Here is a 12,743-nt window from a genome sequence, read left to right on the forward strand (position 1 = left end):
ACTTTAACCCATGTGCTTGGGTCGGACAATAACCCAGGCTTTCAGCCTGGGGATTGAACTTTGATTGCACCTATGGCACCGCCTTAGGTGGTCCCAGAGCATGATTTGCAGGGCGTAAGGCCCTGCTTTATAGCATTTCAGACTGTCTGGACAATATTTATGTCTCTAAGTGTCTGTGAGAGTCATCAGTATCAGTAAGTAGCTCGGTAAGTAGTCTTGAGATTTCAGAATGACGAGCCAAACGAGGATCCCTCTCTTTTAGACCTAGTCGAGTAGTACTGATAGCCTGCTGTAATTTCTTATTTGCATCTGCTTTTTCGTTTTTTGTTGGATCGCTTCCCAGGCTAATAGACCCAGACCTAGTTCCAAACTCAAAAGCTGAATAATTGACTTCATGTACACCCGTATCGTCTCTATAAGCGTCTTGTATAGCAACAGTGATCATTCTTGCAACAGATTCAAATTCAGGTGTAGTTAACTTAGGATCGATGTTTAGATTAAGTGATATAGGTTCTTTCTCTTGTCTACGGCGCCCTCCTTGTACATGTTTAGATTGCGAGAGGGCATTAGCAATTGCTGGGTTTTGTCGCTCGTCTTGATTAAGTTCTTTTATAAGAACTGAAGGTAGTTTATTTAGATATTCTACTTTTGATAGGTACTTGTCATCAAGAGTATTGATTATGGTGTTGTTAAGGTGATAAATTAGAGTAAAGTGCCTTTCTATAGTGCTATCTGCTAAAGTAAAGATCATGTCGAGCGGTATACACTCTGCAATATCAGAGTAGTTTAAATCCATTACAGTCATAATATGATCAAGATCGTTTTTAAAGATAGGCCAGAAGGTTGTGGGATCTATTTTTCCGTTCTCTATCTCATATGCTGCTTCTTTAAAATAATTCTCTAGCTGTGCATCCGTGAATACATTTATAACGGTATCTCTAGAAAACGTAGTAAGATTAAACCCAGGTCGATTTTGTTGGTAAATTAGATTTATCTTTTTAATTTGTTGAGATGTTAATGTATCAACTAGTTTAGCTGTAATAGGGATATAATTAAGAACATAATCTCCCGATGAAGAGATTTCCATGTGCTGTTTAAGGCCACAATTTTCAAAATAAGCAGTGAGCTGCTCTTCCGACAGTGTTCTTAATGCTATAGGATTAAGGGCTTCTAAACACTTTTTGCTCGTTTGTCTAATTTTTTCAGCACCTAGTTCACGTGCTTGAGAAGATGTTATCCAACTTATATTTTTCTCAGAAAGATTGGGAAGATATGCGTTAATTGTAGAGCTTTCGCGAAATGCTTGAAATAGAAGTAGAACATATTTACAAAGCTTAGAATACCAAGGGTCGTTATCTTGGAATATAAAGTAAGGCAACTGATTCTTACTAGAGTTAATGCTTGTAGTATTCATATTGTACTCCTTAATTTCTTACTAAAATTTCAGTATAAATAAAAAATATTTAATTCATATAAAGATCTTAGTTAGTGACGCAAACGTCCTCTCCAGTCAAGCTTTGTGCGAAGTGTTGCAAAATAATCTGTACTATGAAGATTAACAAGAGAAAAATGCTCTTGGCTTTTAGTGATAGTAAGGATTTCGCTTGGCTTCATAGAAAAGCACTCAATTCCATCAAAAATGATGTCTATGGGTTCTTCGCAGCTTAAGTACTGTATTCTGATTTCTTGTTTGGGCATGAGCACAATAGGGCGGTTTGAAATTGTATGAGGGGAGATGGGTGTTAGTACAAGTGCCTCTAGCTCAGGGGTTAAGATGGGTCCTCCTGCTGCAAGTGAGTAAGCAGTAGAACCGCTGGGTGTTGCAACGATGACACCATCTGCTGCAAAAGTGTTTAAATATTTGCCATCAACGTGGATTGCAAGGTCGATAAGCTTTTTGTTGCGCGCCCTGTGCACAACAATATCGTTGATAGCAAAGCTTGATTCATTATGAATTGTAGTTGCCTTCACAAAAATTCTGTTATCGATAGTGTATTCTCCATTCAAAAGCTCTTGTAGGCTTGGAAATAAGTTTTGAAGAGGGATGTCTGCTAAAAAGCCAAGGCTTCCAAGGTTTACACCTAAAACGGGTGCAAGGAGATCTTTATGAGTATGAAAAACAGATAAGATAGAGCCATCACCGCCTATAGATATCAAAAAGTTGATATCTTTCATGTTGACAGAAGAGAGGGGCTGCACTTCTAATGTTTTAGCATGTAGATCGTCAGCTACGACGCTAACTCCTGCTTTAGTAAGAAATTCTCTGATGGTTACAGCAATTTCAAAGGCTTGTTCTTTGTGAACATTTGGAAAAAGTGCAATGATCATGGAGCAATACGGCCTTTAACAAGAGGTTTTTTTGAAGAAAAGGAATGTAAAATGCGCTCAGAAATCTGGTTTGCTGTTAAGCCAAGCTCTTTAATCAGGTCTGTATAGCCGCCATGAGAGACAAAAGTCTCTGGTATTCCAAAGTTGAGCACTTGTATGTTGTTGAAGTTGGAAGAGACTAGAAAATTGTTGATAATAGAGCCAAGGCCACAAGCAAGGGAGTGCTCCTCTATTGTAATGACATACTTGTGTGTCATTAGAAGTCGAACAAGAAGGTCTGTATCTAGAGGTTTTACAAAGACAGGATCGAGAATTGTTGCTAGAATGCCCTCTTCTTTAAGTAGGTATGCAACTTCTTTTGCAGTATGGCACATATGACCAAGGGCTATGATTAAAAACTCTTCACCCTCTTGGAGGATTTCAGCAGTTCCAAGAGTTCTCTTTAACAGGGGGCCATTTGGCTCATCTGTTTCCATGTTAGGATAGCGAATAGCTGTGGGTCTTTCAAAAGAAAAGCTGGATTCCAAAAGCTCTAGTAAGACATGACCATTTCTTGGCTGGCAGATGACCATATTGGGCATGGCATTTAAAAAGCTTATGTCGTACACACCATGGTGTGTAGAACCATCTGGCCCAGAAATACCTGCTCTGTCTACAGCAAAGACGACGGGTAGTTCTTGCAGACAAACATCGTGAAAGAGGTTGTCTAGAGCGCGCTGTAAAAATGTGGCATAGATGGAAGATACGACTTTCATTTTGCCACCATAAGCAATGCCTCCACAGTAAGTGACAGCATGCCCTTCTGCAATACCTACGTCGATACAACGCTCAGGAAATTTTTCCATAAAGGCATCTAAACAGGATCCTGCAGACATTGCAGGTGTGACACAAACAACACTAGGATCGTTTTCAGCCATTTTTAAGATATGTTTTCCAAAAAGCTTAGGAAAAGTAGGACGTGTGGATGCTACAGGTAAAAATGCTCCTGTGTTCCTGTTGAAGGGCTTTACGCCATGATAGGTAATGGGATTATTGACAGCTAGGTCCATTCCCTGGCCCTTTTTTGTGATGAGATGCACAACAACTGGGTTCGTGCCATTTTTAAGCAGCTCAAATAGGTCTATGAGTTCTTTTAGATTGTGCCCGTCGATAGGGCCTATGTAGGACAAGTGAAATTGTTCAAAGAACGCTGCAGGGCTTACTAAGTTTTTCAAAGATTCTGTAATTTTGCTTCCCTGTTTTGCTATGCGCTCACCATAAAGAGGTATCTTAGATGCGATGCTTTCTAGTTCTCTGTAAATTTTATTGGAAGCTGGGCTATTGATGATGCGGCTTAAAATGGATGTAATGGCACCTACGTTATTAGAGATAGACATAGCATTATCATTTAAGATAATAATGAAGCGGCCAAGTGTTTTGGAGATGTTGTTGAGTGCTTCTAGGGTAAGACCACAGGTAAGAGATGCATCGCCTACGATGGGGATAATGTGTTCTTTTCTTTTGGTTAAGTCCCTATTTTTTGCAGTACCAAGACCAAGAGAGAGTGCAGTGCCTGCATGTCCTGCATAAAAATGGTCGTGGGGGGATTCTTTTGGGTTACAAAAGCCGCAAAGCCCTTTGTGCTTTCGAATCCCTTGAAAATATTTATTTCTACCTGTTAATAGCTTATGAGGATAGCTTTGATGGCTTACATCGAATATGAATTTATCGCTTGGTGAGTTAAAAACCTTGTGAAGGGCTATAGAAATTTCTACCATCCCCAAGTTAGAAGCAAGGTGCCCTCCATTGACAGATAAAACCTCTATAATGCGTTGTCTAATTTCTATAGCAAGAAGTTCTAACTCTTTTAAAGAAAAAGTTTTGATGTCACTTGAAGTATGGATTTTTTCTAGTAGGGGATAGTGCATGTAATCCATTAAATTAAGGTTTTAGAAGGAGAAAATTCTTGTGTCAGGGGTTTTTGGTCCGCACCGAGTGCAAGCTCTCCTTGACGATTTTTAATGAGGATCTCCACTTTTCTTTCTGCCTCAGAAAGTTTTTTATTACAAGCAATTATAAGAGCATCTGCTTCTTCATAGAGGGTAAGGGAGTCTTCTAGGCTTAAAGCACCAGAATTGATCGATTCTAAAATTTTTTCAAGTCGCACAAAGGACTCTTCAAAAGAAAGGGGTTGTTTTTCAACTATCATGAATTTGTCCTAATTACTCGTCTTGTTTACTATGAGAGAGAGTGTGCCATCTGCAAGTTTTGCAAAGAGGAGATCGCCCGTATTAACATTTTTAGCAGAGATGATAAGGGATTGATCCTTTTCAGAAAAGAGAATCGCATAACCTTTTCGTAAAAGATTTTTTGGGTCGAGAGAACTTAGTTTAGAAACAACCCCTTTTAATCGCTCTTTTCTTAGGTGAAAGCTATTTTTCCACCAAAGATCAACTTCTTTTTTAATACCTGGTAATTGCGTGTGATAAGCGCGAATAGATTGAAGAGCTCTATTGTTGAGGTTTGTCTCTAAAAAATGAAGTTTTTGTCTTATTCTTAGAAGTTCATTTTGTGGTTTTAAACTATTTAACTTGTGAGTAGATGCATTGAGAGCATTGCGCTTTTTTATCAAATTTTTTTCGAGCGTATCATCTAAAAGTCCACGCAGTTCATCTAGTCTTAGGTAATTTTTACCAACAATGGAATAGGGCGTTGTAAGAAGGGGGTGCTTTGCAAGGGATAAAAGACGTTGCTTGTAGTGACGCAGCAGGTAAAAAAGGGCAGTAGATAAGTTTTTCTTTGTTTTAATTAAAAAATCTTCATGCTGCTTTTTTTCAGAGGTAACAATTTCAGCAGCAGCAGAAGGAGTAGGCGCTCTTACGTCCGCTACAAGGTCTGATAAACAGGTGTCACTCTCATGACCAACTGCAGATATGACAGGGATTTTGCTTGCAAGTATGCTTGCTGCAACAACTTCTTCATTAAACGCCCATAAGTCTTCAATGCTGCCGCCACCTCTTCCCACAATCAAGACATCTGCAAGTTCATAGCGGTTCATGTCATCAATTGCTTTTGCGATTTCTAAGGCAGAACCTTCTCCTTGGACTTTTACGGGATTTAAGATGAGAAAAAAGCCTGCATTTCTTCTTGTTAGGACGTTAAGAATATCTTGAATTACAGCCCCGCTTGGACTTGTAATAACGCCTATGCGCTTTGGAAACTTGGGTAGTGGTTTTTTTCTTGCAGAATCAAACCAGCCCATCTGCTGTAATTTCATTTTGAGCTGTTCAAGTTTTAAAAGAAGGGCGCCAAGACCCACATAATAGAGCTCCCTTACAATGATCTGATATGAGCCCCTTGGTTCATACACAGAAATTTCCCCTTTTACGATAACATGATCGCCCGATTTTGGCAGTGGGTTTAAACCGAGGGTATTACCACGAAACATAACCGCTGCAATTTGAGAAAGATCGTCTTTAAGAGAAAAGTAGAGATGTCCAGAGGATTGGGCTTTAAAGTTGCTAATTTCTCCTTGAAGAAGAGTATCTCGAAATCTGGGCTCTAAATGCCCCTTTATTGCAGATGTCAGCTGAGAGACTGTGAGGGGTATTGGCTTTGACATTTTACCTTGAATTTTTAAGCAGTTAGAGTATAGTGCATTTATATGTTTTAGTGAAGGAGAACTCAAAGTGGCAAAAAAACACGTGTTTATTGGAAACTGGAAAATGAACAAAACAGTTGTAGATGCAAAAAGTTTTGTTACAGACTTTCTTCCACAAGTAAAGTCAAGTAGTGATCTTATTGTCCTTGCAGTACCCTTTACAGCAATTTTTACGGTATCTCAGATGACGCAAGGCTCCAACGTATTTGTTGCTGCAGAAAACATTTATGAAGAAGAAGAGGGGGCTTATACTGGAGAAGTTTCTGCCAAGATGGTAAAAGAAGCGGGTGCAAGGTATGTGATTCTAGGGCATTCTGAGAGAAGAAATTACTTTCAAGAAAGTCATGCGCTTGTCAATAAAAAAATAAAAATATCTCTTAAACATGGTTTAAGGCCTATTGTGTGTATTGGGGAGACTCTTGATGAGAGGGAAGAGGGGCTGACAGAAGATATATTGGAAGAGGCTCTTGAAAATACATTGCTCGATTTAACACAAGAGGATATGGAGTCTATATTTATTGCCTATGAGCCTATTTGGGCAATAGGTACAGGTGTTGCTTCTACCGCGGAAGAAGCTGGTAAAGTGCACGATTTTTGCAGAAAATGGATTGCTCATAAGTGGGGGCAAAGTGTTGCAGACAAACAATGCATTCTTTATGGCGGCTCTGTCAAGGAAGAGAATATTGATTTACTGCTAAAAACACATGATATTGATGGAGTACTCGTTGGCGGTGCCTCCTTGAACTCTTCCTCCTTTGCTCATATCATCAATATTTGATAGGAATGGTTTTTTGTTCGCCTAAATTAGGCTTTTCTTGCTATCCTTCTTTGCAAACTTTGAAAAGATGATTATGGTGATTTTATGATGGTTGTTTATTACTTAGCTTTAGTGATTTTTGTATTGATTTCCGCGCTTCTCTGCGGCGTTATCCTGATTCAGGAGAACAAGAGCATGGGCCTTGGCGCCTCATTTGGTGGGGATTCAGGAAGCTCGCTTTTTGGTACATCGACTGCAACAGTTATCAAAAAAATTACTGCATGGCTTGCCTTTTTCTTTTTCTTGGGCTGTGTTTTGTTGTCATTTTGGACTTCTGCAATTGGAGGAGGCTCTCAGCCAGTAAACCTCTATCCAACTACAGAAGATGATCAAATTACAGAGTAGAGGGATCTTTTTATGAAGCTATCCCTTATTTATTATGGCAACTCGATCCTTCGTAAAAAAGCTATTCCAGTAGAAGAAATTACGGAAGAGATAAGACGGCTTGTGCATGATATGGATGCAGTTATGCTAGCACATAATGGTGCAGGTCTTGCAGCACCGCAAGTGGGTGTCTCTTTGCGTCTTTTTATCATGAGAATTGAGAAAGAGGAAGAGAAAGAGGCAACTAGTACCGATAAAAAAGAGCCTATTCTTCCAGATTTACAAGTCTTTATTAATCCTACTCTTTTTGAGCCAAGTGATGAGCTCTTTATTTATAATGAAGGATGCTTATCTATTCCAAAAGTTAGAGCAGATGTCATTCGTCCAGCAGCCATTTATGTGGAAGCTACAGATTTGGATGGCAACTTGATTAAAAGGCGCTTTTCTGGCCTTGAAGCAAGATGCATCATGCATGAAAACGATCATCTTAATGGTGTTCTTTACATTGATCGCTTGAGCAAAAAAGAGAGGGATCATCTAGATCCCGCCCTTAGAGAAATCAAAAAAAAATTTCGTTGAGCTAAATCTTTATTTCCTTCATGTATTAGACTTCTTGCATAATTACTCAGATTAAGCAAGAAGTCTATTGGAGTGAAATATACGAGGGTTTATGAGCGAAAAAGATCTTTTTAAAACGCTAAAAAAATTAACTGAAATAGGAGTTGCTCTTTCAGCAGAGAGAGATAAACGCAAGCTTCTTGGTAAGATACTCGACGGTGCAAAAGAGCTCACCTTTGCAGATGGAGGTACTCTTTACACAATTACTGATCAGAAAAAGTTGCGCTTTGAAATTGTTAGAACAGATTCTCTTGGCATTTCCTGGGAGCGCTTGGAGGGAAAAGAACACGATAAATTTTTAGATATCGCCCTCATAGATAAGGATGGGATTCTAAATGATAAAAATGTCGTTGCCTATGCTGTCAATCATGATCAAATTGTCAACATTCAAGATGCTTACAAAACAGAAGGATTTGATTTTTCAGGAACCAGAAATTTCGATGCTACAACAGGCTATCACTCTCAATCTTTTTTAACGGTGCCTCTTAAAAATCATGAGGCAGATATTATTGGTGCTCTTCAGCTTATCAATGCAAAAGATGTAACAAATGGCTCAATTATCCCCTTTACACAAGAAAATCAAGAATTGGTAGCCTCACTTGCATCGCAGGCTGCAGTTGCGATGACAAATCAGCGCCTTATTCATGAACTACGCATCATGTTTGAGTCATTGACGCATGTACTTGCAGAAGCAATTGACGAAAAGTCTCCGGTGACAGGTAAACACTGTAAGCGCGTTCCTATTATCGCTCAAATGCTTGCACATGCTGTTAACAATGTTACAGAGGGTCCTTTAAAGGACACCAAATTTTCTGATGCAGAACTTTATGAGTTAGACATTGCAGCACTGCTACATGATTGTGGTAAGGTAACAACACCTGTACATGTAGTAGAGAAGGGTAAAAAGTTAGAGACGATCATGGATCGCATTCAGCTTATTGAAGCGCGCTTTGAAATCATAAGAAGAGATGCAGAGGTTTTTGCGCTTTGCTCAAAATTAAAGCAAGAAACGGGCCAAAGTGGTTTGGAATTCCTTGAAAAAGATGAGGAGCTCAATAAAAAATTACATGGTTTTGAAGATGATTTAAACTTTATTAAGTCTGCAAATTTTGGTAAAGAGGGTATGTCTGCAGAGGCTTTAGAAAGAATTCAAAAGCTTGCTGCTACTATGTGGAAGGATGTAAATGGTGTCGTGCAGCCTTTACTTACAAATGATGAAGTAAAGAACTTATCCATTGTTAAAGGAACGCTTACAACAGAAGAGCGTCTGGTGATCCAAAACCATGTGGTGATGACAATTAAGATGCTCAGTGAGATTCCTTATCCTAAGTACTTGCGTGAAGTTCCAGAGATTGCAGGTAAGCACCATGAAAGAATAGATGGCAAGGGGTATCCAAGGGGACTTACAGGAAATCAAATGTCTGTGCGAGCAAGAATTCTTGCCATATCAGATGTTTTTGAAGCACTTACAGCACCCGATCGGCCCTATAAGGATGTGATGGTCCTTTCGAGAGCTATTAATATTTTAAATTCTATGTGTGAAGAGGGGCATATTGACAAGGATCTGTGGAAGGTCTTTCTTGATAAAAAAGTCTATGCAGAGTATGCCCAGAAGTATTTGTTGCCAGAGCAGATAGACCTTGCCTAATTTTTGCGCACTTTGTTCATTGACACTACCTGTATATCCACTTGTTGATGCAGAAAAAGAATTTTGCTGTACAGGCTGTCTTGTTGTTTATCAAATCCTCTCCTCTCAAAATGCCCTAAATACCTTTGAGAGTTCTCCTCAATTTCAAAAAGCCTATGAGCTTGGACTTATTTCTAATCCTCATCTGCAAGAGGAGGTAGAAAAAAATAGAGCCTATTCACATGATGTTAGAAGGTTATATTTTGAAGTTACAGGCCTTTGGTGTCCTGCGTGTGCAAAACTTATACAACTTTTTTGTAGCCGTATAAAGGGGATTATAAGCTGTTTTGTAGATTATTCTACAGATCTTGCATCAATAGAGTACGATCTTAAAACAATATCTCAAGAAAAAATTTTTTCATCGATTGCGTCTCTTGGTTACAAACCTTTACTATTAAATCAAGAGGAAAGAGAAAAGAACTCTTTAGCTCTTAATTTACGCTTGGGAGTTGCAAGCTTTGCTTCATTAAATATCATGATGCTCTCATACCCAGTTTATAGTGAGTATTTTGGAGTAGATATTAGTCAATATGGACATCTTTTTGGATGGATATCGCTTATACTGTCGCTGCCAGTACTTTTTTACAGTGCTTATCCTATCTTTTTTCGCTTTGTAAATAATATAAGGGCTCGCATTTTAGGCATGGAGACACTTGTTGCAATGGGCATTTTATCTTCGTTTGTACTATCGCTTTATCAGCTGTTACAAGGGTCCGATCGTGTTTATTTTGACTCTATGACAGCTATTATAAGCTTTGTGCTTTGGGGCAAGATAATGGAGTCTAAAGCAAAGTTTTCTGCCAAATCGGCTCTATATCGACTTAATCGCTCTTTTCCAAAGAGGGGAAGAAAACGCTTTCCTGATAAAAGCATGCAATTTGTATCTATAAAGGATATTGAAGTAGGTAATGTACTTGTTGTGGGACTTGGTGAAAAGATTGTCATGGATGGAGTTGTCATAGAAGGATCTGCATCTGTTGATGAATCTTTTATGACAGGAGAAGCCATACCTGTTTTAAAAAATGTTGGAAGTATAGTTTTGGCAGGGTCCATCTTAAAAAGTGGCTGGATTGCTTTTGAAGTGAGTAAAAAAGTAGAAGAGTCTTTTTATCAAAAAATTATAGATACACTTCAAATAGACTTTGAAAGAAAAAGAGAGAATAAAACCCTTGTAGACAAGATTGTGCGCCTATTTGTGCCATGCATTTTGTCTATTTCTTTTATATGCGTGATAACGCTTTTGTTGCTTGGATATTCGCTTGAAATGTCTGTTATAAGAGGTGTTGCTATCCTGCTTATCTCCTGTCCTTGTGCAATTGGGATTGCAGCACCTCTTGTTGAGTCTTTCTTAACGAATCGATTAGCTGATATGGGCGCTGTGCTTCGAAATCGCTTGGTTTTGAGCGTCCTTGGCAAGGAAGATATTGTTGTTTTTGATAAGACAGGGACTTTAACGGAAGGGAAATTTAGGGTTTTAAGTGGAGCAGATAAGCTTTCTTTGGAAGAAAAGTCTTATCTTAAGACACTATCCTCTTTTTCAATGCATCCCATATCATATGCTATTGCGACATTTCTTGAAAAAACACAATCGACTTGTTTGTGTATGGAAGAGTGTATAGGAAGGGGTGTTAAGGGATATACGAGTGAGAATAAATTCTATCTTTTGGGCTCTTCAACATTTTTACAAGAGCATGGGCTATCTATACCCTTAAATCAGCAAGAAACATGTGAAGATGTGCTCATTTCTACTGTATATTTTGCAGATGATAATGGAGTCATTGCTGTTATCATTTTAGGAGATCAACTGCGAGATGGCGTAAAACAGGTTATAAGCGCGCTAAAAAATAAAAGAGTTATAGTTATTTCTGGTGATAGTGAAGAGTCTGTTTGCAAGCTTGCAAAAGCTTGTGAAATCAAGGAATGGTATGCATTGCAAAACCCTCTTCAAAAGCGCTTGATGATAGAGTCCTTTCAAAAAGAGGGACGTGTAGTTTGTATGCTAGGTGATGGTGTCAACGATGCATCTTCTCTTGCTGCTGCAGATGTTGGTATCTCTATGCTTTCTGCAACAGATTTATCTGTCCAAGTCTCCGACATTTTTCTTGCAACAAATAAGTTATCTGTTATCAACAAGATCTTTGCGCTTGCCAATAAATGTAGAAAAATTATTATCCAAAATACATTTTGGGCTTTTTTTTACAATATAATAGGCGTTTTACTTGCCATATGTGGCATATTTTCTCCGCTCATTGCAGCATGTGCGATGGTTGCAAGTAGCTTAATCGTGATCCTCAACGCTAAGCGAATTAATTTTAGAAATTAACTTCGCCGACTGAAGGCAAGCCACTGCTAGAAGGTGAGCTAGAACCTGGTAGAAGTGCGTCCCAATTCTCTCCCCCAGAAGTTTTCTTTAGAGACCCTTTCTTTAGGGCTTTGGGCTGTTTTTTAGAGGATATTGTTTTTTTGGGATTAGTTTCTTTTTTCATAAAATTGTTCCTTATGTTCTTATTAACATTGAGTAATTTAAACCCAAAATTCAGGTTGCTACTAGTTAAGTGGTTCTATCTCAAAAGGTTTTGAGAACATTTCCGCTAGCCCCATATCCGGGGGTGGAGTACAGCCACCACCAGAAGTTTTCTTTAGAGATCCTTTCTTTAGGGCTTTGGGCTGTTTTTTAGAGGGTATTGTTTTTTTGGGATTAGTTTCTTTTTTCATAAAATTGTTCCTTATTTTTTACCAGTGGTTGGGTTGTTGTCCACCAAAAGATCCGGGTTCCTCGATTGGCCCTATATTGAGCGAGGAATCACCACCAGAAGTTTTCTTTAGAGACCCTTTCTTTAGGGCTTTTGGCTGTTTTTTAAAAGATGTTACTTTTTTAAGTTTTTCATTCTTGTTGTCTTTAGTCATAAAACCCTCTTTAAATAACATTATTTCCGATATTTGTATCTTAATAAATAAAATTATATTTTTGCAATAAAATAAACATAGGTTTATGACAGTAAATATGAGCTATAGAGAGGTTTGTTATGGTTATCCATTTTCAAAATGAAGTCACATTTCATAGGCTGCTTGAAGATCTATCCAGATATGGTGAAAAGGGACATGAATCTTTAAAAATTGTGCATACAATTCAAGGTGATACTCTCAAAACAGTAGGAAAAGAAGGGATATGGGGACGTATTTGGAATTATCTTAACGCCAGCTCGATTTTCAACTATCTGCTAATCAATAACTTGAATAGTTAAAACACGGAGACGCGGAGACACGGAGACTTATAATTTATCATTTATGATGCGTTCTACACCGTTTTTTACTTGTTTATTGCCAAA

Annotated in this window: 14 protein-coding genes; 6 read left to right on the top strand and 8 right to left on the bottom strand. The window is 38.4% G+C overall.

All coding sequences use genetic code 11. The annotated features are described in order from the left end of the window. Positions 1-157: 157 nt before the first annotated feature. From P4L16_07185 to xseA, 5 genes are all read right to left on the bottom strand, one after another. Positions 158-1,414, bottom strand: coding sequence for a hypothetical protein (locus tag P4L16_07185; protein MDR3624903.1), 1,257 nt, complete (start codon positions 1,412-1,414; stop codon positions 158-160). Between the two features lie 71 nt (positions 1,415-1,485). Continuing rightward, positions 1,486-2,328 carry an NAD(+)/NADH kinase gene (locus tag P4L16_07190; protein MDR3624904.1) on the bottom strand — a complete coding sequence of 281 codons (843 nt, stop codon included), beginning with the start codon at positions 2,326-2,328 and terminating at the stop codon, positions 1,486-1,488. Then, entirely contained in the window at positions 2,325-4,235 is a 1,911-nt protein-coding gene (locus P4L16_07195; protein MDR3624905.1) for a 1-deoxy-D-xylulose-5-phosphate synthase, read from the bottom strand. Before P4L16_07195 ends, P4L16_07190 begins: the two co-directional genes overlap by 4 nt. An 8-nt stretch (positions 4,236-4,243) precedes the next feature. Then, positions 4,244-4,516, bottom strand: a complete 273-nt coding sequence (xseB, locus tag P4L16_07200) for an exodeoxyribonuclease VII small subunit (GenBank protein MDR3624906.1) — start codon at positions 4,514-4,516, stop codon at positions 4,244-4,246. Between the two features lie 9 nt (positions 4,517-4,525). Then, the gene (gene xseA, locus P4L16_07205; protein ID MDR3624907.1) at positions 4,526-5,929 is read right to left on the bottom strand and encodes an exodeoxyribonuclease VII large subunit; all 1,404 of its coding nucleotides are present in this window, start codon (positions 5,927-5,929) and stop codon (positions 4,526-4,528) included. 67 nt (positions 5,930-5,996) lie between these two features. Here xseA and tpiA point away from each other — a divergent pair, with 67 nt between their 5' ends. The 5 genes from tpiA to P4L16_07230 all read left to right on the top strand — a co-directional run bounded on the left by tpiA (position 5,997) and on the right by P4L16_07230 (position 11,737). Continuing rightward, positions 5,997-6,746 carry a triose-phosphate isomerase gene (gene tpiA, locus P4L16_07210; protein ID MDR3624908.1) on the top strand — a complete coding sequence of 250 codons (750 nt, stop codon included), beginning with the start codon at positions 5,997-5,999 and terminating at the stop codon, positions 6,744-6,746. A gap of 84 nt (positions 6,747-6,830) precedes the next feature. Continuing rightward, entirely contained in the window at positions 6,831-7,130 is a 300-nt protein-coding gene (gene secG, locus P4L16_07215; GenBank protein MDR3624909.1) for a preprotein translocase subunit SecG, read from the top strand. A 12-nt stretch (positions 7,131-7,142) separates the two neighbouring features. Beyond that, positions 7,143-7,688, top strand: coding sequence for a peptide deformylase (gene def / locus P4L16_07220; protein ID MDR3624910.1), 546 nt, complete (start codon positions 7,143-7,145; stop codon positions 7,686-7,688). Between the two features lie 91 nt (positions 7,689-7,779). Continuing rightward, positions 7,780-9,375, top strand: a complete 1,596-nt coding sequence (locus P4L16_07225; protein ID MDR3624911.1) for an HD domain-containing phosphohydrolase — start codon at positions 7,780-7,782, stop codon at positions 9,373-9,375. Next, positions 9,368-11,737, top strand: coding sequence for a cation-translocating P-type ATPase (locus tag P4L16_07230; GenBank protein MDR3624912.1), 2,370 nt, complete (start codon positions 9,368-9,370; stop codon positions 11,735-11,737). Before P4L16_07225 ends, P4L16_07230 begins: the two co-directional genes overlap by 8 nt. Here P4L16_07230 and P4L16_07235 read toward each other — a convergent pair. The 3 genes from P4L16_07235 to P4L16_07245 form a co-directional block, all read right to left on the bottom strand. After that, positions 11,727-11,900 carry a hypothetical protein gene (locus tag P4L16_07235; GenBank protein ID MDR3624913.1) on the bottom strand — a complete coding sequence of 58 codons (174 nt, stop codon included), beginning with the start codon at positions 11,898-11,900 and terminating at the stop codon, positions 11,727-11,729. The genes P4L16_07230 and P4L16_07235 overlap by 11 nt on opposite strands. 61 nt (positions 11,901-11,961) lie before the next feature. After that, positions 11,962-12,129: a hypothetical protein gene (locus P4L16_07240; GenBank protein MDR3624914.1), complete on the bottom strand. Its 168-nt coding sequence runs from the start codon at positions 12,127-12,129 to the stop codon at positions 11,962-11,964. An 18-nt stretch (positions 12,130-12,147) separates the two neighbouring features. Continuing rightward, on the bottom strand, positions 12,148-12,321 hold the full coding sequence (locus P4L16_07245) for a hypothetical protein (GenBank protein MDR3624915.1): 174 nt from the start codon (positions 12,319-12,321) through the stop codon (positions 12,148-12,150). Positions 12,322-12,440: 119 nt separating this feature from the next. Here P4L16_07245 and P4L16_07250 point away from each other — a divergent pair, with 119 nt between their 5' ends. After that, positions 12,441-12,659, top strand: coding sequence for a hypothetical protein (locus P4L16_07250; protein MDR3624916.1), 219 nt, complete (start codon positions 12,441-12,443; stop codon positions 12,657-12,659). Positions 12,660-12,743 lie beyond the last annotated feature (84 nt).

This window comes from Chlamydiales bacterium (assembly GCA_031292375.1).
Lineage (GTDB): Bacteria > Chlamydiota > Chlamydiia > Chlamydiales > VFKH01 > JARLHF01.